20 protein-coding genes and 3 tRNA genes are annotated in these 22,697 nt (G+C 58.7%); 8 read left to right on the top strand and 15 right to left on the bottom strand.

The genetic code is table 11. The features are described from left to right. Positions 1-281: 281 nt before the first annotated feature. The 7 genes from M9827_RS10150 to M9827_RS10120 form a co-directional block, all read right to left on the bottom strand. Positions 282-1,688, bottom strand: a complete 1,407-nt coding sequence (locus tag M9827_RS10150; protein ID WP_250605325.1) for a sigma-54 interaction domain-containing protein — start codon at positions 1,686-1,688, stop codon at positions 282-284. Positions 1,689-1,857: 169 nt separating this feature from the next. After that, positions 1,858-3,432, bottom strand: coding sequence for an ABC transporter ATP-binding protein (locus M9827_RS10145; protein WP_250605324.1), 1,575 nt, complete (start codon positions 3,430-3,432; stop codon positions 1,858-1,860). A 9-nt stretch (positions 3,433-3,441) separates the two neighbouring features. After that, complete coding sequence (locus M9827_RS10140) at positions 3,442-4,464, bottom strand: ABC transporter permease (protein ID WP_250605323.1); 1,023 nt, start codon at positions 4,462-4,464, stop codon at positions 3,442-3,444. Next, positions 4,464-5,525, bottom strand: coding sequence for a microcin C ABC transporter permease YejB (locus M9827_RS10135; protein ID WP_034154280.1), 1,062 nt, complete (start codon positions 5,523-5,525; stop codon positions 4,464-4,466). The genes M9827_RS10140 and M9827_RS10135 overlap by 1 nt, the downstream gene beginning before the upstream one ends. Continuing rightward, positions 5,525-7,393, bottom strand: a complete 1,869-nt coding sequence (locus M9827_RS10130) for an extracellular solute-binding protein (protein ID WP_250605322.1) — start codon at positions 7,391-7,393, stop codon at positions 5,525-5,527. Before M9827_RS10130 ends, M9827_RS10135 begins: the two co-directional genes overlap by 1 nt. Positions 7,394-7,526: 133 nt before the next feature. Continuing rightward, positions 7,527-7,808, bottom strand: a complete 282-nt coding sequence (locus M9827_RS10125; RefSeq protein ID WP_250605321.1) for a peptidylprolyl isomerase — start codon at positions 7,806-7,808, stop codon at positions 7,527-7,529. A 97-nt stretch (positions 7,809-7,905) separates the two neighbouring features. Further along, positions 7,906-8,766, bottom strand: coding sequence for a lipase family alpha/beta hydrolase (locus M9827_RS10120; protein WP_250605475.1), 861 nt, complete (start codon positions 8,764-8,766; stop codon positions 7,906-7,908). Between the two features lie 335 nt (positions 8,767-9,101). Between M9827_RS10120 and M9827_RS10115 the strand changes: the two genes are divergently transcribed. Continuing rightward, positions 9,102-10,181, top strand: coding sequence for a hypothetical protein (locus M9827_RS10115; RefSeq protein ID WP_250605320.1), 1,080 nt, complete (start codon positions 9,102-9,104; stop codon positions 10,179-10,181). 54 nt (positions 10,182-10,235) lie between these two features. On the opposite strand, the gene M9827_RS10110 is transcribed toward M9827_RS10115, so the two are convergent. Continuing rightward, positions 10,236-11,312, bottom strand: a complete 1,077-nt coding sequence (locus M9827_RS10110; RefSeq protein ID WP_250605319.1) for a 3-deoxy-7-phosphoheptulonate synthase — start codon at positions 11,310-11,312, stop codon at positions 10,236-10,238. Between the two features lie 782 nt (positions 11,313-12,094). Here M9827_RS10110 and M9827_RS10105 point away from each other — a divergent pair. From M9827_RS10105 to M9827_RS10075, 7 genes are all read left to right on the top strand, one after another. Further along, on the top strand, positions 12,095-12,538 hold the full coding sequence (locus M9827_RS10105; protein ID WP_250605318.1) for a GNAT family N-acetyltransferase: 444 nt from the start codon (positions 12,095-12,097) through the stop codon (positions 12,536-12,538). 127 nt (positions 12,539-12,665) lie between these two features. Further along, positions 12,666-13,307: a response regulator transcription factor GacA gene (gacA, locus tag M9827_RS10100; RefSeq protein ID WP_250605317.1), complete on the top strand. Its 642-nt coding sequence runs from the start codon at positions 12,666-12,668 to the stop codon at positions 13,305-13,307. Positions 13,308-13,309: 2 nt separating this feature from the next. Then, positions 13,310-15,133: an excinuclease ABC subunit UvrC gene (gene uvrC / locus M9827_RS10095; RefSeq protein WP_250605316.1), complete on the top strand. Its 1,824-nt coding sequence runs from the start codon at positions 13,310-13,312 to the stop codon at positions 15,131-15,133. 32 nt (positions 15,134-15,165) lie between these two features. Next, a complete protein-coding gene (gene pgsA / locus M9827_RS10090; protein ID WP_007950102.1) occupies positions 15,166-15,726 on the top strand; it encodes a CDP-diacylglycerol--glycerol-3-phosphate 3-phosphatidyltransferase in 561 nt (186 codons plus the stop codon). 60 nt (positions 15,727-15,786) lie between these two features. After that, a tRNA-Gly gene (locus tag M9827_RS10085) sits at positions 15,787-15,862 on the top strand. A gap of 46 nt (positions 15,863-15,908) precedes the next feature. After that, positions 15,909-15,982, top strand: a tRNA-Cys gene (locus M9827_RS10080). Between the two features lie 196 nt (positions 15,983-16,178). After that, positions 16,179-16,265 (top strand) — tRNA-Leu (locus tag M9827_RS10075). Between the two features lie 662 nt (positions 16,266-16,927). Here the strand turns inward: M9827_RS10075 and M9827_RS10070 are convergent. From M9827_RS10070 to modB, 7 genes are all read right to left on the bottom strand, one after another. Continuing rightward, a complete protein-coding gene (locus tag M9827_RS10070; RefSeq protein WP_250605315.1) occupies positions 16,928-17,212 on the bottom strand; it encodes a hypothetical protein in 285 nt (94 codons plus the stop codon). Between the two features lie 177 nt (positions 17,213-17,389). Continuing rightward, positions 17,390-17,620: a hypothetical protein gene (locus M9827_RS10065; RefSeq protein ID WP_008082703.1), complete on the bottom strand. Its 231-nt coding sequence runs from the start codon at positions 17,618-17,620 to the stop codon at positions 17,390-17,392. Positions 17,621-17,738: 118 nt separating this feature from the next. Further along, entirely contained in the window at positions 17,739-17,969 is a 231-nt protein-coding gene (locus tag M9827_RS10060) for a hypothetical protein (RefSeq protein ID WP_250605314.1), read from the bottom strand. Between the two features lie 71 nt (positions 17,970-18,040). Then, positions 18,041-19,678 carry an ABC-F family ATP-binding cassette domain-containing protein gene (locus M9827_RS10055; protein WP_250605313.1) on the bottom strand — a complete coding sequence of 546 codons (1,638 nt, stop codon included), beginning with the start codon at positions 19,676-19,678 and terminating at the stop codon, positions 18,041-18,043. A gap of 144 nt (positions 19,679-19,822) precedes the next feature. Continuing rightward, a complete protein-coding gene (locus tag M9827_RS10050) occupies positions 19,823-20,860 on the bottom strand; it encodes a DNA topoisomerase IB (RefSeq protein ID WP_250605312.1) in 1,038 nt (345 codons plus the stop codon). A gap of 72 nt (positions 20,861-20,932) precedes the next feature. Beyond that, the gene (gene modC, locus M9827_RS10045) at positions 20,933-22,012 is read right to left on the bottom strand and encodes a molybdenum ABC transporter ATP-binding protein (protein ID WP_250605311.1); all 1,080 of its coding nucleotides are present in this window, start codon (positions 22,010-22,012) and stop codon (positions 20,933-20,935) included. Between the two features lie 3 nt (positions 22,013-22,015). Then, on the bottom strand, positions 22,016-22,696 hold the full coding sequence (gene modB / locus M9827_RS10040; RefSeq protein WP_250605310.1) for a molybdate ABC transporter permease subunit: 681 nt from the start codon (positions 22,694-22,696) through the stop codon (positions 22,016-22,018). Position 22,697: the final 1 nt, after the last annotated feature.

The following is a 22,697-nucleotide window of genomic DNA, read 5'->3' as shown; positions in this document are numbered from 1 at the left end:
AATTGTTATTTTTGTGGGTGAAACGGGTGTGGAGAGGCTATAGCGAGATCTGTGCCAGATATCTAAGCTTTTGAAATATATGAATATTATTGGCTATGGCGAAAAGTTTTCAGATGTTCTGTCTCGTTTTGGAGACCGAGTTGGGCCGAAAAGATCGCAGCCTTCGGCAGCTCCTACAGTGCGAAGACGAAAATTTCCCTGTAGGAGCTGCCGAAGGCTGCGATCTTTTGATCTTCAAGCAATCCATCCACAGAAAGAGATCCTTGTCTCTATTTAGAGATTCAGGCGATTCCCAACGCCACCATTTTCTTGTACAGCGTCGACCGCCCCAGCCCCAGCCGAGCCGCCGCCTCCGGCACGTTCCCCGCACACTGCGCAAGCACAGACTGAATCAACTGCCGATCAAACCGCTCCCGCGCTTGGGCAAACGTCTCGTCAGCCAGCGCCTCTATCGTCGGCACCGAGGCACGCTCAACCGGCGTCAATGTGCCAATCGCTGCACGAATATCCTGCTCGGTCAGCATCAAGTCATCACTGAGCAACGCCGCCCGTTCGAGCACATTACGCAGTTCGCGAATGTTCCCCGGCCAGGCGTGCTGACCGAGTAACGCCAGTGCATCCCGGTGCAGCTCGTGCTGGCTGCGCAGCTCCTCCAGAATCGCTTCGCTGAGCGCCGGTAAATCATCGAGGCGTTCACGTAACGGCGGTACCTGAATCGGCAGCACATTGAGGCGGTAGTACAAGTCGGCGCGGAACTCGCCGCGTTTGATCGCCGCTTGCAGATCGGTCGAGGTGGCGGCAATCACGCGGACATCGCTTTGAATCACCTCGTTGGAGCCAACCGGTTCGAATTCCTTTTCCTGCAACACGCGCAGCAGTTTGCTCTGCAAGGGCAGCGGCATGTCGCCAATCTCGTCAAGAAACAGCGTGCCGCCCTGGGCGATCTGCAATTTGCCGGTGCGCCCCTTGCGGTCGGCGCCGGTGAACGCGCCCGGCGCGGTGCCGAAAAATTCCGCCTCCAGCAGTGCCTCGGGAATCGCCGCGCTGTTGATGCTGACGAATGCTTTGTGTGCCCGTGGCGAGGCACTGTGAATCGCCTGGGCCAGCAGCTCTTTGCCGGTGCCGGTTTCGCCGAGCAGCAACACCGGCGACTCGGCGCTGGCACTGCGCCGGGCACGGCGTTTGACTTCGAGGCTGGCGGCGCTGGTGCCGATGAAATGGGCAAAGTTGTATTTGGTCTGCCGGGCGCGCAACAGAGAGCGGGTCGAAGCCAGTTCTTCCTGCATGCTCAAGTAGCGTTTGAGCATCGGCGACAGGGTGCGCAACTCGTCGAACAGGGCAAAACCGATCGCGCCGATTACCGTGCCGGCGTCATCGTGAATCGGCAGACGCATCACCACCAAAGGCTCTTTCGGGGTGTCCTGCATATCGAGAAGAATGGGCCGCCCGGTACGCACAACCTCGCGTAACAGACTGCCGGGGATCACGCTCTCACACGGCTTGCCGATCGCGCCTGCCGCCGATTCAAGACCGAAGCGCCGGGCGTAACGCTCGTTCATCCAGACGATGTTGGCGTCGCGGTCGACAATCACCGTGCCTTCGCTGGATTGTTCAATGATCTCGAACAGCGAACGGATCGCCAGGGTGCGAACCCGTTGGTAGTCCTTGAGGCTTTCGGTGGTGTTCATCTGGCGGCTGGTCCGGAATTTGAGTAGTTGATGCGGGCCTCTTCGCTGGCAAGCCAGCTCCCACAGGGTTCTCGGTCGTATACACATGTCGTGGACGCCGCAGCCCCTTGTGGGAGCTGGCTTGCCAGCGATGGCCGTGACTCGGCTCCACGTCGATCCCCGATTATGCCTACCCCGGATGCGCCGCCGCCAACAGCTCTTTGGTGTACGGATGCTGCGGCGCATCAAACACATCATGGCTGGCGCCACGCTCGACCACTTTGCCGTCCTTGATCACGATCATGTCGTGGGCCAGCGCGCGTACCACCGCCAGGTCGTGGCTGATGAACAGATAGGTCAAACCGTGTTTTTCCTGAAGCTGGCGGAGCAGGGCGACCACTTGTTTCTGCACCGTGCGGTCCAGCGCCGACGTCGGTTCGTCGAGCAGAATCAGCGCCGGTTTCAGTACCAGAGCCCGGGCGATGGCGATGCGTTGGCGCTGACCACCGGAGAATTCGTGGGGATAGCGATGGCGACTTTGCGGATCGAGGCCGACCTCTTTCAGCACGCGGATCACTTGCTCATCGCATTCGTCAGCCGTCGAGTCGCAGTGCACTTCCAGACCTTCGCTGATGATCTGCGCGACCGACATGCGCGGGCTGAGGCTGCCGAACGGATCCTGAAAGACCACTTGCATCTGGCGGCGCCACGGGCGCATTTGCTTCTGATTGAGACCGTCGAGCGCTTCGCCCTGGAAGCGGATACTGCCTTCGGAATCGAGCAGCCGCAGGATCGCCTGACCCAGCGTCGACTTGCCCGAACCCGACTCGCCGACGATGCCCAATGTCTTGCCACGCTGGATACTGAGGCTGATGCCATCCACCGCCCGCAGGTATTGCTTGCGCTGAAACAAACCGCCGCCGACGACAAACTCAACCTTCAGGTTATCGACCTCCAGCACGTTTTCGCGCTCATCCCGGGGCAGGGCTTCGCCTTCGGGTTCAGCGTTGAGCAGCACGCAGCTGTAAGGATGTTTCGGTTCGGTGAACAGGGTTTCGCAGGGCGCCTGCTCGACGATTTCCCCGGCCTTCATCACGCATACCCGTTGGGCAATGCTGCGCACCAGATTGAGGTCATGGCTGATCAGCAGCAGCGACATGCCCAGACGTTGTTGCAGGGATTTGAGCAGCAGCAGGATTTTGCGCTGCACCGTCACGTCGAGCGCGGTAGTCGGTTCGTCGGCAATCAACAATTCCGGTTCGCAGGCCAGGGCCATGGCGATCATCACCCGTTGTCGTTGTCCGCCAGAGAGCTGATGCGGGTAAGCCTTGAGGCGTTCCTTGGGTTTCTGGATGCCCACCAGTCCGAGCAGTTCGAGGATCCGCGCCTGCGCCGCTTTGCCGCCGAGGCCGCGGTGGAGCAGCAGGGTTTCGCCGATCTGTTTTTCGATGGTGTGCAGCGGATTCAGCGAGGTCATCGGTTCCTGAAAGATCATGGCGATGCGGTTGCCACGCAGTTCGCGCAAGACCTTCGGGTCGGCGCCGATCAGTTCCTGTCCGCGATAGCGAATGCTGCCTGTGGTTTGCGCTTCGCTTTCGGGCAGCAATTGCAGGATCGAATGGGCGGTCACCGATTTGCCCGAGCCCGATTCACCGACCAGCGCCAGGCACTCGCCGGGGCGGATGTCCAGGCACAGGTCGCGCACCACGGTCTGGTCATGGAAGGCAACGTTGAGATTACGGATTTCAATCAGGTTGTCAGTCATGGCCACGCTTCAGGATCGAGGGTCGAACGCGTCACGTAACGCTTCGCCGATGAACACCAATAAAGAAAGGATCAGCGCCAGGGTGAAAAACGCCGTCAACCCGAGCCACGGTGCTTGCAGATTCTGTTTACCCTGACCGATCAATTCACCCAACGAGGCGCTGCCGGCGGGCATGCCGAAACCGAGAAAATCCAGCGCGGTGAGGGTGGAAATCGCCCCGGTCAGAATGAACGGCAAGTAGCTCAGTGTTGCGTTCATGGCGTTGGGCAGAATGTGCCGAAAGATCACCTTGCGATCGCTCAGGCCCAACGCGCGGGCGGCTTTGACGTACTCCAGGTTGCGCCCACGCAGGAACTCGGCGCGCACCACATCCACCAGCGCCAGCCATGAAAACAGCGCCATGATCCCCAGCAGCCACCAGAAATTCGGCTCGACGAAACCCGAGAGGATGATCAGCAGGTACAACACCGGCAGCCCCGACCAGACTTCCAGTAAACGTTGCCCGAGCAGGTCGACCCAGCCGCCGTAGTAGCCCTGCAATGCACCGGCGGCAATGCCGATCAGAGCGCTGACAAAGGTCAGCATCAAGGCAAACAGGATCGACACCCGTGCGCCGAAAATCACCCGCGCCAGCACATCCCGCGCCTGATCGTCAGTGCCCAGCCAGTTGACCGACGTCGGCGGGCTCGGGGCCGGTTTGTTGAGGTCGTAATTCGGCGTGTCGTCGCTGAACGGAATGGGCGGGAACAGCAGCCAGCCACCGTCCTTGCGAATCAGGTTCTGCACATAGTCGCTGCGATAATCGGCCTGGAACGGCAGTTGCCCGCCGAATTCCTGCTCGGTGTGGCGCTTGAACACCGGGAAGTACCACTGGCCCTGATAACTGACGACCAAAGGCTTGTCATTGGCGATCAATTCACCGCCCAGTGTCACCACGAACAGGCCGATAAACAGCCATAGCGACCACCAGCCACGGCGGTTTTTCCTGAAGCGCTCGAAGCGCCGACGGCCCAGAGGCGAGAGCTTGAACATCAGGCGTTCCTCGCGGCGAAGTCTATGCGCGGGTCGACCAGCGTGTAGCACAGGTCGCCCACCAGTTTTATCAGCAGGCCGAAGAGCGTGAAGATGAACAGCGAACCAAACACCACCGGGTAGTCCCGTGAAACCGCGGCTTCGTAGCTCATACGCCCGAGGCCGTCGAGGGAGAAGATCACTTCGATCAGCAAGGAACCGGCGAAGAACACACTGATGAACGCCTGAGGGATGCCGGACACCACCAGCAGCATCGCGTTGCGGAACACATGCCCGTACAGCACGCGACGCTCGCTCAGACCTTTGGCGCGAGCGGTCACCACATACTGGCGGGTGATTTCATTGAGAAACGAGTTTTTCGTCAGGATGGTCAGTGTGGCGAAACCGCCGATCACCAGCGCCGTCACCGGCAGCACCAGATGCCAGAAGTAGTCGGCAATCTTGCCGAGAGTCGACAGTGATTCGAAGTTGTCCGAGACCAGACCACGCACCGGAAACCAGTTCAATGACGTGCCGCCGGCAAACACCACGATCAGGAACATCGCAAACAGAAACGCCGGCATCGCGTAGCCGATGATGATCGCCGTGCTGCTCCAGATATCGAAATGACTGCCATGGTGCACGGCCTTGCGGATCCCCAGCGGGATCGACACCAGATAGGTGATCAGCGTCGCCCATAGCCCGAGGGAAATGGTCACCGGCATTTTTTCCAGGATCAGGTCGGTGACTGTCGCGCCACGGAAAAAGCTTTTGCCGAAATCCAGTTGTGCGTAGTTCTTCAGCATCAACCACAGGCGCTCATGGGCCGGTTTGTCGAAACCGTACTGTTTTTCGATGTCCTTGATCAGTTGCGGATCGAGACCGCGACTGGCGCGGGAAGTACCGCTCATGGTTTCGCTGGCGCCGCCACCGACACTGGCGCCGCCGATCCCTTGCAGGTGGGCAATGGCCTGTTCTACCGGACCGCCGGGCGCGGCCTGAATGATCACGAAATTGACCAGCAGAATGATCACCAGCGTCGGGATGATCAGCAGCAGACGCCGCAGTATGTAACCCCACATCAGTGCGGCCCTCCGGGTCTGCCACGAGCGATTTTCTCGGCGGTCATCTGCTGATTGGTCAATGGTGTGCGGCTGATTTCCCACCAGCTCTCGATGGCTTCGTCATTGCTGGCTTGCACCGACGGTATGCCGAAGCGGTTCCACCAGACGGTTGAAGTGCCCGGTGGATAGTAGTTGGGAATCCAGTAGTAATTCCATTGCAGCACCCGATCCAGAGCATGGGCGTAATGCAGCATGTCGGACTGCGTGGACGCGCGGATCAGGCCGTTGATCAGCGTATCCACGGCAGGGTTTTTCAACACCATGTAGTTGTTCGCGCCCGGGTCGTTGGCCGATGCGGAACCGAAGTAATTGAGCAACTCGCCCCCCGGTGAAGTGCTGACCGGGTAGCCGGTGACGATCATGTCGTAGTCGCGGCTCATCAGGCGATTGACGTATTGCGAAGAGTCGATGCGGCGGATGTTCAGGTCGATACCTATCTGCTTCAGCGTGCGCTTGTAGGGCAGCAGCAAGCGATCCATGCCGTTCTGGCTGACCAGGAAGGTGAAGCTCAATGGCTCGCCCTGAGCATTCACCAACTGATCGCCATCCGGTTTCCAGCCCGCCTGTTCGAGCAGGTCGAGGGCTTGCAACTGTTTGTCACGGATGACGCCGCTGCCGTCGGTTTTCGGCGCTTCGAAGACTTTGCTGAAAACTTCGTCGGGAACCTGGCCACGCAGCGGTTCAAGGATTTTCAGCTCCTGTGCATCGGGCAGTTCACTTGCCGCCAGTTGCGTGTTGGAGAAGTAGCTCTGCTGGCGGATATACATGCCGCGCATCATCTGCCGGTTGCTCCACTCGAAATCCCAGAGCATCGCCAAGGCCTGGCGTACGCGGCGATCGGTGAACATGGGTTTCTGCAGGTTGAAGACAAAACCCTGGGCTGACTGTGGCGCCTCGGTGGCCAGATGCGCCTTTTGCAGGCGTCCGTCGCTCAGTGCCGGGCTGTCATAGCCGATCGAGTAGCCAGTGGCCGAAAACTCGCGGTTGTAGTCATAGGCGCCACCGCGCAGCACTTGGCGGGCGACATCGGTATCACCGAAGTACTCGATGCTGAAATGATCGAAATTGTACAAGCCACGACTGACCGGCAGATCCTTGCCCCACCAGTCGGCGTTGCGTTCAAACGTGATACTGCGCCCCGAATCGACCTTGCCGACTCGATACGGGCCGCTGCCCAGGGGGGCTTCATAACCGCCGCCGCCGGCGAAATCGCGACTCTTCCACCAGTGCTCGGGGAATACCGGCAGGGTCGCGATGTCCAGTGGCAGGGTGCGGTTTTCATTGCTCTTGAAGTCGAAGCGTACGGTCAGCGGTGCTTCGACTTCGACGCCTTTGACGTCGGCAAACTGGGTGCGATAACGCAGGCTGCCCTGGGTCATCAATAAATCGTAGGTGTAACGCACGTCTTCGGCAGTGATCGCTTTGCCATCGGCGAAGCGTGCCTTGGGGTTGATGAAGAACCGCAGTGAAAGGCCATCGTCCGAGCGCTCCATCTTTTGCGCGACGAGACCGTAGACGGTGTACGGCTCGTCCAGCGAACGCTGGGCCAGTGGCGAATAGAGCAAACCATCGATCTGCGTGACGCCGATACCTTTGTCTATATAAGGAAGGACGTGGTCAAAGTGGCCGATCTCGATGGCCGAGCGGCGCATCGTCCCGCCCTTGGGCGCTTGCAGATTGGTGTAGTCGAAGTGGCTGAAGCCGGCGGGGTACTTGGCGGGTTCGCCATAAACGGTCAGCGCGTGTTGCGGCGCAGCGTTCGCGCCGGCGGCGCCCGTCAGCAGGGCGAGGGCGGTGAGCATCAATGTGGGAAAAACCAGTCGCATTGTCAGCCTTGGAACCGGGAAATCGATAAGCGCAAGTTGTACGCGAGAGGCGCGTCAGTCGCCAGCCGTATATGTAACTGAAACACAACGGCCCACCAGAAGGCGGGCCGTTGGCAAGCAATCAGGCGACGGATCAGTCCTGACGGCTGGTGACTTCCAGTAGGTGATAACCGAACTGGGTTTTCACCGGACCTTGCACGACATTGATTGGCGCACTGAAGACCACGGTGTCGAATTCCTTGACCATCTGGCCAGGACCGAACTTACCCAGATCACCGCCCTGACGGCTGGACGGGCAGGTGGAGTTGGCCTTGGCGACTTCGGCGAAATCGGCGCCGCCTTCGATCTGGGCCTTGAGTTCGTTGCACTTGTCTTCGCTGGCAACCAGGATGTGGCGGGCAGTGGCTTGAGCCATGGGGAAACTCTCCAATCTATTTCAGTAAAGTGTGGAGCCTACCGGATTCAGTGGGCGAATTCTCGGCAAAGTTCCGTTCGGTTGTCCGTGGCCTTGATCAGAGATTCGCGGCTCGCAGACGTTCGGCGTGCTTGACGTACAGCTCAATCGGGTCGGGTATGGCGCCGGCTGTGCGGCGCAGGCTGCCCAGATGGTCCAGTGGGTAGTCGGAGCGGATCACCTGCCCCAAGTGAGAACTGAAGCGGCCGACGAAACCGTCATTCTGCAGCGTTTCGGTCATGAAGTACTGCGATAGCGCATGGCAAATGCTTTGGGTCGGATCGAGTGGCGACGGGCTGCTGGCCGGCAGAACGCCGCTCCACGAGTAATAGCGTACGCCGTTGACCTGTTCCGGGCCTTGTCCGCCCCAAGTGCTGGGCAATCCCTGCGGAAACTTGTCGTTGAACTCGCCTACGCCTTCAGTCGTCAGTGCATTGAGCGCCGCCAGTGCGTTCTGCGGCAAGGCGGCACTGCCACTGAGCAACGATAGAAAATTGGCAAATAGCGTCGCTACGTTCTGGGCGACGACCTCCGGCAGTCGCCCGGGTATCAGTGCCTTGCGCAGAAAATCAGCCAGTTCCGAGCCGTGGTTCGGGCCGCTGACGGAGGTGACGGAAGCGACGGCGTGTGGCGCCAACGCTGCAGCGTATCGAGCAGCCAATGCGCCTTGACTGTGTCCTATGAGGTTGACTTTGTCTGCACCTGTGCCTCGCAAGACACGATCAATCTGTGCAAGCAATTGTTCACCCCTTGTTTCGTTTTTATGGGTGGCAGAAAGGTGTGGAACAAACACTCGGCTGCCAGTCGTTTTCAGAGCGTCCTTTACATCATGGAACAGCTCGAAATGACCTATACGCTCGAATCCGAACAGGCCGTGTACCAACAGGACGGGATAGCGAGTTGAAGCATTCCGTTGCATGTTCTTACCTTTTTCACAGAAGTTCATCGGGGAATCTGGAGGCCACTCTAAAACACTCATCCTGTTGAAGAAGTAAGAAGGGGCTTCTCTTGGCCGTTGAATCTGGACTAGTGCTTGTAAGAATTTTCAGATACTTATGAAATCCGAATCGGAAGTTGAAGACATCTTTCGCTAGGTTGATGGCAATTTTGCGTGGTTTGCCTACCCGGCAGGAGGCCTTTGCCGGTTGTTCGCGGCGGATGAGGCTGACATCGAAAGTGTACGCAATGGCGTTGAATGTTGGCTGTCGACGCCGTCCATGAAAGCGGCGTTTTTTCCAAGGAATGGAGCCACTAATGCACACGCACGAAGTCGAGTTTTGCTACCGGATGCGCCACCCTGTCAGTCCCTGTGTTTCGGACGAACTGCTGCCTGCGCCAACCCTTGATTCCCATGAGGGAGCAGTGCTGGATCCCGCGCTGAGCAAAGTTGTTGTCCGCATTGCCCCTTATGCCAACATGGCTTGCGGCGATCAGTTGTTGTTGAGCTGGGACGGACTGGATATAGAAGGCTTTGCCTATCAGCACGAAATGGTTCGCTATGTCAGCGAAGGCCAGATCGGCAAGGATGTCGTGTTCGTGATCAAGGGCATGCATATCGCGGCGCTGGATGGCGGTTCTCTGGAGATCTACTGGAAACGGCTCAGCGCGGGCTCGGTTGAACCCGCGTTGTCTGCGCGCGTGCAATTGTCTGTGGGGGATGCCCGGCCGCAATTGCTTGCGCCGATTGTCGAGGGGGCGATCGGAGGAACGCTGGATCCGGCACGAGTGCCGGACGGCACGCTTGTCGCGCTCCAGCCTTATTCCCGAATGGCGGCGGGGGATCGGGTCACGTTGCTGTGGGGCGCTGACGCATCGTCTGCAACGTTCAGCGACAGCTTGAAGGTCGAAACCTTTGCGGTCGCAGATGTCCTGTCATTCTGGGTTGAAGGGGTGCACATCGCAGCCCATCTCGGCGGCGAGGTGGTAGTGCGCTACCAGGTCGAACAGGCGGGCGGCGTCGTTCGCGAATCCGAGGCGGCGCGAGTTCTCGTCACCCCGATCCAACGGGGTGAACTGGACGCACCCGATGTGCTTGAAGCGCAAGATGGCGTGTTGTCGAGAGACGACTCGATCGATGGCGTCACCGTCGTGATCGGTAACGCTCAAACGCAGGAAGGTGAGTTGGCGTACCTCAAGTGCGACGGAGATCTGTTCAATCATCGCGATGACCGTGAAATCACTCGGGAGACGGCGGGGAAGCCGCTGATCTTCATTGTGCCGCACCGATTCTGGCGTGAGCACCATGGCACGACCGTGCGGGTGGCCTACACGATTGAACGTCTGGACGATGTCAGTCAGGAGTCCGCGGTGACGCACGTGCAGGTAGAGGCGTAACGGGAATATGGCCGGCCCTCCGGCTTGCGATAAACCGGAGGGTGAGCCTGGCAATCAGCCTTTGGCGTGTGCGGCAAGGCGCTGGCAGGCGTCAAGCAGCAAGCGCTCCGTTGCGCTGAAACCGAGGCAACCGTCGGTAATCGACACCCCATAGCGCAGGGATTCGCTCAGCGGTTGGCAGCCTTCGAACAGGTGAGACTCAATCATCATGCCGATCAAAGAGCGGTCACCTTGCAGGCGTTGCTCAAGCACTTCGTTGAAGACGCCGGGCTGGCGTAGCGGGTCCTTGCCACTGTTGGCGTGGCTGCAATCGACCATGATCCGGCTCGGAATCTTCAGGCGATTCAGGTCTGCATGGATTTTCGCAACGCTCTCGCGATCATGGTTCGGCCCTTTATGGCCACCGCGCAGAACCAGGTGGGTGTCGGGGTTGCCTGGTGTTTGAATGATGGCCGGATGGCCCTGACTATCGACGCCGAAATGCCGGTGCGGATGGGCTGCAGAACGCATGGCGTCAACTGCAATGGCGGCACCGCCGTCGGTGCCGTTCTTGAACCCGACTGGCATGCCCAATCCACTGGCCATCTCCCGGTGGATCTGCGATTCAGTGGTGCGCGCGCCAATGGCCACCCAGCTCAACAGATCGTCGAAGTAACCGGCAGCCATGGGCTGCAGCAATTCTGTGGCCACTGGCAGGCCGAGGCGGATCATTTCCAGCATCAGCTCGCGCGAAAGCGTAAGGCCGCCAGCCATGTCGTCACTGCCATCCAGTTGCGGGTCGTAGGCCAGACCTTTCCAGCCGACCGTGGTACGCGGTTTCTCGACGTAGGCTCGCATCACCAACAGCATTTCGCCGCTGACTTCTTCAGCCAGTCGAGCGAGCTTGCCGGCGTATTCGAGTGCGGAATGCGGATCATGGATAGAGCAGGGCCCGACGATGACCAGCAGGCGTTGATCCTGGCCATTGAGAATGGCGCGAACCGCCTGGCGGTGCGCGGTGACTTGCAGGCTCAAGGCATTGCTCAGGGGCAATTGCTGTTTGAGTTGCAACGAGCTGGGCAGACGCAGGGTCAATGCTTCGTTGGCAGGGTTCAGGGTGGACAGCGGCAGAGCAGAAACGGACGAGTTCATATTCGGTCTTCCTGGGCTGGCGGCGGGTGCTTCCCGCTCGCTCGGCCCTACTGGGGTGTTCGACAGTTGGCCGTAGTGGCTACGTGTGTGTGCTTGCCACCTGTAGGTGACCGATCGGAGGCGGCAGGCTGTCCCGAGCGGAGGCTGGTAAATCGCCAGGCGCTGAAGCTGTCGTGACGGTAATAAGTGGCGTAGTTCATTTCGTGATTCCTCAAAGTGTCTAGTGTGTTGCTGAAAAATGTGGGGCTGAAAAAACAAAACCCCCGGTCGGGAGGCCGACCGGGGGTTGAGAATTCTCTGGTAGGCGACCCGTTGTTATGGGCGCCGTTTGGGTATCAGGCGCGCCAGTGGCTAAACCAATACCCAAAATAAAAGCTGACCGGAGCGCAAACGTCATTCACCCGGGCAGCCGCAACCGAGCGCAGGGCGCTGGTGGTGCAAAGCTGTGAGAGGGCGTTGAACATGGTCTGTCTCCGATGAATGGGCCGAGCTTACTAGAGGCCGCTACGCCACAGCAATCAGAAATTGCTATCGCGTAATCAACAAAACATCTATTGCTAGCGTCGCGCAGGAGTTGTGACATTCTGCACTTCGCTTGATGACCAAGGGTGAACCGTGTCGACACAAACCATTGCTGCTGCCCAGTCTCCGCACATTGCCGGTGAGCTTTCACACTGTCGCTTTATCGAGGCCGCAGCGGCCGGGGCAGGTGATCTGTTGGTCATGGCCGAGCGCGTCGTGGGTGCATGGCTGGGGCGAATTGTTCCTGTTGTGCAAGCCTGATGACATTCCACTTACGATTGGCGGTTCCAGAAGATCTGGCGTTTGCCCGCGATCTCACCTGTCAGAACATGCTGCGCTACTACATTCGCCATGACCTGCTATGGCAGGACGAAGCGTTCGACGTGGCATGGTTGGGGCGGCAAAACTGGCTGATAGTGAAGGGTGATGTGCCAGTGGGCTTTCTCAGTCTCAGTCGGGATATGCGCGCGCTATACATTCGTGAGCTGCAGATTGCTGAAACGTATCAGGGGCAGGGTGCTGGTTCTTGGGCGATCGATCAGGTTATCGACATGGTGCGTAGAGAAAGACGCCCGGCGCTGCGGCTGACCGTATTTGAAAATAATCCGGCGAGAAACTTGTATGAGAGAAAAGGACTACAAGTTCAAGGCGCGGACGAGTGTTTTCTGCGAATGCAGCTTGATATCAGTACACATGTGCTCTGAAACCCACGGCCGGCAAGCCTTCAATGATGAATTGAAACTTTTTAAATGACGCTTTCCGCTAGGTCTGCGGGGTACTTTTTGCTAAGGTGTCCGGCATCCCAATAAGACCATATCGCGAGGTGTCTGCTTGATTAGGGTGCTAGTGGTCGATGACCATGATCTCGTTCGCACAGGCATTACACGTATGCTGGCCGATATCGATGGCTTGCAAGTGGTTGGCCAGGCTGAATCCGGGGAAGAGTCCCTGATCAAGGCCCGAGAGTTGAAGCCCGATGTGGTGCTGATGGACGTCAAGATGCCTGGCATCGGCGGCCTGGAAGCCACGCGCAAACTGTTGCGCAGTCATCCGGACATCAAGGTGGTCGCGGTTACGGTGTGTGAAGAGGATCCTTTTCCGACACGCTTGTTGCAGGCTGGTGCTGCGGGTTATCTGACCAAGGGCGCGGGTTTGCCGGAAATGGTTCAGGCGATTCGCCTGGTTTTTGCCGGTCAGCGCTACATCAGTCCGCAAATTGCCCAGCAATTGGCAATCAAGTCGTTTCAGCCTTCCAATGATTCTCCCTTCGATGCCTTGTCCGAACGCGAAATTCAGATCGCCTTGATGATCGTCGGCTGTCAGAAGATACAGATCATTTCCGACAAATTGTGCCTGTCACCGAAAACCGTGAACACCTATCGCTATCGTATTTTCGAGAAGCTTTCGATCAGCAGTGACGTCGAGTTGACTCTGCTGGCGGTGCGGCACGGTATGGTTGATGCCAGCCTCTGACCATGACTGAAACATTCGATTCCGGCGCGTTTCTGTCGACAGTCAGCGGGCGCCCGGGCGTCTATCGCATGTTCGACAGCGATGCACGCCTGTTGTACGTGGGCAAGGCCAAGAACCTGAAAAAACGCCTGGCCAGCTACTTTCGCAAAACCGGCCTGGCGCCCAAGACTGCCGCGTTGGTGGGGCGCATTGCGCAGGTCGAAACGACCATCACCGCCAACGAAACCGAGGCGCTGCTGCTGGAGCAGACGCTGATCAAAGAATGGCGTCCGCCGTACAACATTCTGTTGCGCGACGACAAATCCTACCCCTACGTGTTTCTGTCCGACGGCCAATTCCCGCGCCTGAGCATTCATCGCGGGGCCAAAAAGGCCAAGGGCAAGTACTTCGGCCCCTATCCGAGTGCCGGCGCCATACGTGAAAGCCTGAGCCTGCTGCAAAAGACCTTCTTCGTTCGCCAGTGTGAAGACAGCTACTACAAGAACCGTACCCGCCCGTGCCTGCAGTATCAGATCAAGCGCTGCAAAGCGCCTTGCGTCGGACTGGTCGAGCCTGAAGTGTATGCCGAAGACGTGCGTCACTCGGTGATGTTTCTTGAGGGGCGTAGTCACGCGTTGACCAACGAGCTGTCCACGGCGATGGAGGAGGCGGCGATCAACCTGGAGTTCGAGCGTGCCGCCGAACTGCGTGATCAGATCGCACTGCTGCGTCGGGTCCAGGATCAACAGAGCATGGAAGGTGGTACAGGGGATATCGATGTCATCGCGGCATTCGTCAACCCGGGCGGCGCTTGCGTGCACCTGATAAGCGTCCGTGGCGGACGTGTGTTGGGCAGCAAGAATTTCTTTCCGCAAGTCGGTATCGAAGAGGACGTGTCGGAAGTCATGGCCGCGTTTCTTGGCCACTACTTTATCAGCAGCCCCGAGCGAGATTTGCCGAGCGAGCTGATCGTCAATGTGGTGCACGAAGACTTTCCAGCATTGGTTGAAGCGATCCATGAGCTGCGTGGTCGCGAGCTGGCCATCAGTCATCGGGTGCGTGGTACGCGCGCGCGCTGGCAGCAACTGGCAGTGACCAACGCCGAGCAGGCATTGGGCGCGCGCCTGGCCAACCGCCAACACACCGCCGCGCGGTTCGAGGCCTTGGCCGAAGTATTGAACCTGGATGAACCGCCGCAGCGTCTGGAATGCTATGACATCAGTCATTCCAGCGGTGAGGCGACGGTCGCGTCCTGTGTGGTGTTCGGCCCTGAAGGCGCGATCAAGTCGGATTACCGGCGCTATAACATCGAAGGGGTCACGGCGGGTGACGACTATGCCGCCATGCATCAGGCCCTGACGCGACGCTTCAGCAAACTCAAGGAAGGCGAGGGCAAACTGCCGGACATCTTGTTGGTCGACGGTGGCAAGGGCCAGCTGTCGATGGCACGGGATGTTCTCAACGAATTGGCCGTGCCGGACCTGATCCTCCTCGGTGTTGCCAAAGGTGCTACGCGCAAGGCCGGCTTCGAAACGTTGTATCTAAATGATGCGGCGCACGAGTTTACCTTGCGTGGCGACTCGCCGGCGCTGCACCTGATTCAACAGATTCGCGATGAAGCGCACCGTTTCGCAATTACAGGACACCGCGCACGTCGAGGTAAAACCCGTCGTACGTCAACGCTGGAAGGCGTTGCCGGCGTTGGGCCGACCCGACGTCGCGACTTGTTGAAACATTTTGGTGGATTGCAGGAGCTGTCTCGTGCAAGCATCGAAGAGATCGCCAAAGCCCCGGGGATCAGTAAAAAGCTCGCAGAGTCGATTTATGCGAACCTGCATAGCGAGTAGAATGCCCCTTCACCTCGTAGCCAGTTGTGCCGATGAATATCCCTAATCTGATTACCGTTCTACGCGTCCTGCTCATTCCAATCTTCATTTTGCTGTTCTATCTGCCTTATCAGTGGAGTTACATGGCCTCCGCCTCGGTGTTCGCCTTTGCGGCAGCGACGGACTGGCTGGACGGTTATCTGGCTCGCCGTCTGGAGCAAAGCACTCCGTTCGGGGCGTTTCTCGATCCGGTCGCTGACAAGCTCATGGTTGCAGTCGCACTGGTGCTTCTGGTCCAGGAACATGGCAATCTCTGGCTCACACTGCCTGCGGCTGTCATCATTGGTCGCGAAATTGTGGTGTCGGCCTTGCGTGAGTGGATGGCCGAACTCGGTGCCCGTGCCCATGTAGCCGTTTCCAATCTGGGCAAATGGAAGACCGCAGCGCAGATGCTCGCGCTGGTCATTCTGTTGGCTAATCCAAAGGATTTCAGCTTCTGGGTTATCCTCGGTTATGCCTTGCTGATGGTCTCTGCCGGCCTGACCTTGTGGTCGATGGTGCAGTACCTGCGCGCCGCCTGGCCGCACCTGAAGACCGATGTTGAAAAGAAATAAAACTTTTTTGAATCAAGGGGTTGACGGAGCTTCTTAATTCTATAGAATGCGCATCACCAAGCGGGAATAGCTCAGTTGGTAGAGCACGACCTTGCCAAGGTCGGGGTCGCGAGTTCGAGTCTCGTTTCCCGCTCCAATTTGTACAGTGTTTGTTGTTGTGCTACTGACAGCAGATACTTTGAGGCCGAGTAGCAAAATGGTTATGCAGTGGATTGCAAATCCACCTACGCCGGTTCGATTCCGACCTCGGCCTCCACTATGAATAAGCTCCGTAGATCCATGATTTACGGAGCTTTTTTATTTGCAAAGTACCGCAAGATTTAGTCTTGAAAAACGGTCATTGCCAACTTGCTTCACTGGGAAGTGATGTATATATTTCCCGCACTGTTGTTCAAGGTTGGATCCTGTCAGGATCGCGACTGTGCAGCAGAAGACAGCAGCACCGCGCTACCGCCCGAATGGCGAAACTGGTAGACGCATGGGACTTAAAATCCCCCGCTCGTAAGGGCGTGCCGGTTCGATTCCGGCTTCGGGCACCATCTTTAATCAAGGGTTTGCAGGCGAAAGCTGATGCAAGCCCTTGTTCGTTTCTGGGTCGCAATCCAGGTCATAAGCGCGCCGAAGTTGGCGCAATCCCTTCCCCTGGGCTTACAGGCAAAGGGATGCGGAGTTCCTTGGCTGCTATCGGCAGTTTGTAGGCGTTACGAAAAGAAGCCCGGATGTATCCGGGCTCGTCGGGGAAAAATTCAGCGCGAACCCACTCCTTTCGAAGAGCGAGAGGAAGATCTTTGACTCCGTCTGCGAAGCCAGCTGAAGAACGCGTGCACCGGGTGCAGGAAGGCGGCAAGCACGCCTATGAACATGATGATGAAGATGGCAACAAGCGGGATGCTTTCGTGCGAGAACATGGTGGGTTACTCCTGTAGTCACTATGTCGGAACCCGCAGCCTAGACGCATCGAGCCATGTTTTCGATGAACGTATGTTCATCCTTCTGTGCCTCATTTGTGCTACAGCAAGGCTCACCGGATTGGTGGGATCTGGAAATCAGCGAGCAATCTGGAAAACCGCGTGAGTTGGCTGGTTGATGGAAATTTCGCTCGTAGAGCAATTTCCCGCACCAGCACGCTACTCCATGAATATCAAAGGCCTGCATGAGTTTTCTCATGCAGGCCTTTTTGGTGGCTTGCCAACACGCGGTACTAGACGAAAGCCTGTCCGCTAAACCCGCGAGGCAAGCGCTGAAGGCCGGCCATGGCGGTCAGGCGCTCGATCCATTCTGCGCGCCAGTTTGTTGCATCGTGCGAGGTTTTGGCCTGACGGGCCATGCGGCGGCTGGCGTTGCGCTGATCCTTTCGTGCCTGCTTGTATGCATCGGTATTGCGGCAACTGCGGCACTTCACGCGATTGAGTTCGCGGCTTGCCGACAGTTGTTTGCCTTTATGGCCGCAAGCCAGATGGCCGTCGACGTTGAAATGGATAACCATAACTGTCTCCTGAGCGACATGTATAAGTTATGACAACTCGCGGACAGCAAGCGTTCGCCGTTTGGACGCAGGCAAAAAAACACCCGCATGCGGGCGGGTGAGGGCGTTACTTTGCAAATGCGGTGACTTAGGGTCACCGCTAATGAGCAAATTCCTGAAACCCTGGCCTGGTCGAGGTCATCTGAACCGAGGCAGTGGCCGATCAACAGGCTTTAGCGCCGACAGCGTATTGCGAATCAGCGGAGCATCCTTCTCGATGTCATTCAGTCGGTCCCGGATGCGCAGGGCGGTGGGGTGCCCGCCTTGGTGATCGACCCAGTCGGCGATCTCTTTGCACGCGGCGGCGAGGCGCGCTTGTCGAGCGTCAAGCAGGGTAAGGAGGGTGGTGATGGACTCTTTTTCGGACATGGAACACCTCCGTTCTATGAAACCTGAGCTGCAGCAAAAAGCCCGCGTGTTGCGAGCCTTCTGCCGTGGGGTGCTGCTCCTTCAGCTGGTTTCAGTATAGACCCGCTTCTGATCGGCATCAGCCGGACGATTCGCGGGCCGGTAGTGGGGAACTGACTGCGTTGAGGCGCGTGCATTCACGTCGAGCTTCGCCCTCCGTGTCGTAGCCATCACCGATGAAACCGCCAGTACGTGTGTCGCAGATGCGAAACCAACCAGTGGCTTCGGCGGGATCATGCTGGCTGTCTTCGGCACGTCGACCGTGAATAATGATCTTGTTGCAACGCTTCACGACGAAAATGTCTTCCATGGCGTCACCGCAGCTGATTCGTGTCAGATCAACTATAGAAGCCCCCGGCAATCGTGCAAAAAATACACAGCTCAGCTCGTCGGTTGCCAACGCCAGCCTTCGATGTGCCAGATCAGGTGATGGCTTGGATTCAACGTTTGTAGAAACGCCTGATCGTGGGAAACCACAACTATCGCCCCGGGAAATGTCTGCAAGGCTTGTTCGAAAGCTTGCACCGACGCCAGGTCCAGATGATTGGTCGGCTCATCCAGCAGCAGTAATTGCGCGGGTGTCTGGCGCCACAACGCCAGCGCAAGGGCTGCTTTCAAGCGTTCGCCGCCACTGAGTGAGGCACAGGGCCGGGTAACACGCTGCGCGTCCAGTTGCAGATGGGCGAGCAAGCTGCGCAACTCACCTTCGCTCAAAGGCGTTTGCTGTGCCTGCAACTGATCGACAATCGAAGTGTGCTCATCCAGCAGCTTCAGCTGTTGATCGAGAAAAGCAAAGGGCACATGCGTGATGCACTCGCCACTCACCGGCGCCCCTTCATCTGCCAGCAGTTTCAACAGCGTCGATTTGCCACAACCGTTAGGACCACTGACAGCGATGCGCATCGGCCCTTGAATGGCGAGGTCAAGGCGGCTGGTGGGCGCATCTGCCGGTAACCATGGCAAGCACGCGTCGATCAGCGTGCACACCTGCCGATTGCTCGGCACCACGCTCCCCGGCAGATTGATCAGCACGCCGTCGTCGGGCAGGACGTTTTCGTATGCCTCGCGAACACGCTGATCCAGATCGGCCTTGCGTGCCTGTTGGCCGACTTTTACCTGTCCCATGATGTCCCTCGCGGCGGCTTTCAGTGCCGCCCGCTCGAAGCCCGAAACGTTGGCATTTTGTGCGTTACGACGGCTGCCGGCGGCATGGCGCTGGATGGTGTCGTGCTCGCGTTGCAGCCGCGTGCGTTCGCGCTGACGTTCGATACGGGCCTGATCGAGTTGTGCCCGGGCTGCCTGTTGATGTATCCGGCGTTGTTCAGTGAAATCCGCAAAACGTCCGCTGAAAACAGTGGCTCCCGCAGGCGTAAGTTCGACAGTTCGCGGCATCTGCTCCAGCAATTGACGGTCGTGACTGACGACGATCAGGCCGCCACGCCAGCGCTCAAGTAAACACATCAGCCATTGCCGACCGGCGCTGTCGAGGTGATTGGTGGGTTCGTCGAGCACCAGCAATGGCGCCTGGCTCAGCAGTGCGCCGATCAGGGCAATTCTGGCTTGCTGACCACCGCTGAGGTGCTCCGTCAGATCCGACCCAGAGATGTCGGCCAGCCCAGCCTCATCGAGCATCTGCCGCAAGCACTCCGCCAGATCCCAGCGTTCGTCGATGAGGTCGAAGTCGTCGGCCGTGGCACCCCCGAGCTTCAGTCGCTCCAGTGCGTTGAGCACCGAGGCCGTCCCTGTTGCATCGGCTACGGTTTGCCCGGGTGTAGTGATGAACGTTTGAGCGACGTAATGCACGCAAACCGAGCGTGCCACGCTGCCGGTGCCGGGGGGCAATTGCCCGGCAATCAAACGTGCGAGTACGCTTTTGCCAACACCGTTGCGTCCGACGATCGCGGTCGGTTGATCATCGAAAGTCAGGTTCAGGTCTTCGAACAGGGTTGCGCCATTGGCGAACTGAAAGCCCAGTTGATTCAGGGAAACGAGTGCGGGTGTACGCGAGACGTGAGTCATCGGCACCTCCAGAAAATGTCGTGAAAACTGACAAGCGCCGTGAATGGCGTGTCGCGAGTACATTTTTAGAAGGCCGGGTTGTTCACTTCTGCGGTCGTCCGAAGGAGGGAGAGGTGGCTAGCCTAGATGACGCTCATGCGCGGATCAAGGTGCGTCGGTCATCTCGCTCATTTGCTCGAGAAACATTGCCAGCGCCACTTCCTCGGCACGCAGGCCTTTACGCACGCGCGGGCGAGGTAGTTCAGCGAGGGCGCCGAGCATGAATTTCTCGACTACGGCCGGGTGGATATAGCACTTGCGGCACACCGCCGGGGTGTTGCCTAACTGCTTGGCGACGCCTTTGACCATCTCCACCACATGCCGCTTGGCCTCGGTCTCGGACTCCCATTGCAACTCGCGCAACACCGCCAGCGCCAAGGCACTGCCCGCCCACGTGCGGTAATCCTTGGCGGTGAAATCGGCGCCGGTCAGGGTTTGCAGGTAGGCGTTGACGTCGGAAGAGCTGACGGTGTGCCGCTCACCGTTTTCATCCAGATACTGAAACAGGTTCTGGCCGGGAATCTCCAGGCAGCGCTTGATGATGCCCGCCAGCCGTCGATCCTTGACGGTGATCTGGTGTTCGATGCCGCTCTTGCCGCGAAACTGGAACAGGATAGCGCTGCCGTTGACTTCGACATGTCGGCTGCGCAGGGTGGTCAGGCCGTAGGAGCGATTGTCTCGGGCGTATTGTGTGTTGCCGACCCGAATCAGTGTGGCGTCGAGCAGGGTGATGACCGTGGCCATGACCTTGTCGCGACTGAAACCGGGCGCCGCCAATAGCGCCTCCAGTTGCTTGCGCAATTTCGGCAACGCCAGACCGAACTCACGCAATCGCGAATACTTGTCGGCATCGCGCACCTCGCGCCAGCGCGCGTGATAACGATATTGCTTGCGGCCACGGGCATCACGGCCGGTGGCTTGCAGATGACCGCGCGGGTCGGGGCAGATCCACACGTCGGTATAGGCGGGTGGTACGGCAAGGGCATTGATGCGTTTGATTTCATCCGGATCACTGATGCGCTGGCCTGACGGTTCGAAATAGCTGAACTTGCCGCGCAGCTTTTTGCGAGTGATACCGGGCTGGGTGTCGTCGACGTAATGCAAGTCGGATGGCAGGTCGGCAGTCAGCACGGTGTCGGGCATGGCAGTTTCCTTTGATGGCGCGGCGGTCTGTAAAACGATTGACCGCACGCCGTTGCCGTGGTGCCGAATGATTTAGGCGAGGACTGCGACCGCTTTGATCTGCGCCCATAAATGCTGGCCCGGATGCACGCCCAACTGGTCCCGGGAATAGCGGGTGATGCGCGCGAGCAGCGGGGTGCCGCCAGCATCCAGGCGAATCAGCACGTGGGCGGCGTTGTCGGCCGATTGTTCGCTGACCACCGTCACCGGCAGTCGATTGAGGATGCTGCTGAACTCGCTGTTCTGCAGACTCAGGCTGATGTCCCGCGCGTGGATTTTGCAGCGCAGGGCCTGACCCGGTTCCATCGGCGCGTGCGTCACCCTGATGCTCATCTCGGTGGCCGGCAGTTGCAGGCTCAGCAGCTGATATTGCGCATCGTAGGCGCTGACCTGGCCCTCAATGATCACCCCGGCGTCATCGCCCATCGCCATCGGCAGGTCAAGACGTGCGAGGGTTTCGCCAATCGGGCCGCTGGCCAGCGCTTTGCCTTCGCTGAGCAACACCAGGTGATCGGCCAGTCGCGCCACTTCATCCTGGGCATGGCTGACGTACAGCACCGGAATGTCCAGTTCGTCGTGCAGGCGTTGCAGGTACGGCAGGATTTCACGTTTGCGCTGGCTGTCGAGCGCGGCCAGTGGCTCGTCCATCAGCAGCAGTTTCGGGCTGGTCAGCAGCGCACGGGCGATGCCGACGCGCTGGCGTTCGCCTCCCGACAAATGCTGCGGATGACGTTCGAGCAAATGGCCGATGCCCAACAGTTCAGTGGCCTGCGCCATGTCGACGCGACGTTGGGACTTGGCGATGCGCTTGAGGCCGAATTGCAGATTGGCCAGCACCGACAGGTGTGGAAACAGGCTGGCCTCCTGAAACACGTAGCCGAGCGCGCGTTTGTGGGGCGGGACGAAAATGCCGTTTTCGCTGTCCTGCCAGACTTCATCGTTGATCTGGATAAAGCCCTGTTCGGCGCGTTCAAGTCCGGCGATACAGCGCAGGCAGGTGGTTTTACCCGAGCCGGAATGACCATAAAGCGCAGTCACGCCACGGCCCGGCAAGTTCAGGTCGATATCGAGGCTGAAGCCCGTATAGATCCGTTTCAGACGCACATCAATCATCAATCAACTCCAGCCTGCGCGGGTCTTGCGGCTGGAGTACAACGCCAGCAACACCAGAAACGAAAACACCAGCATCGCCCCGGCCAGCCAATGGGCCTGAGCGTATTCCATCGCTTCGACGTGGTCGTAGATTTGCAGTGAAACCACGCGGGTCTTGTCGGGAATATTGCCGCCGATCATCAGCACCACGCCGAACTCACCGACGGTATGTGCGAAGCCGAGGATCGCCGCAGTGATAAAACCAGGACGCGCCAGCGGCACAATCACGCTGAAAAACGTGTCCCACGGATTGGCGCGCAAGGTCGCGGCGACTTCCAGAGGGCGGGTACCGATCGCCGAAAACGCGTTTTGCAACGGTTGCACCACGAACGGCATGGAATAGATCACCGAACCGATCACCAGTCCGGTGAAGCTGAAGGTCAAAGTGCCCAGGCCCAGCCATTGGGTAAACTGGCCGAGAAAACCATGCGGTCCCATCATCAGTAACAGATAGAAACCGATCACAGTCGGTGGCAACACGAGGGGCAGGGCGACGATCGCCCCGATCGGGCCGCGCAGCCACGAATCGGTGCGCGACAGCCACAGGGCAATCGGAGTGCCGACCACCAGCAGGATCGCGGTAGTCAGGGACGCCAGTTTCAGTGTCAGCCAGATCGCCGCGAAATCGGCACTCGTCAGCGACATT

The organism is Pseudomonas sp. AKS31, from assembly GCF_023634765.1.
GTDB lineage: Bacteria > Pseudomonadota > Gammaproteobacteria > Pseudomonadales > Pseudomonadaceae > Aquipseudomonas.
Note: the sequence above shows the minus strand (reverse complement) of the source record. Positions and strands in the feature narration are given on the sequence as shown.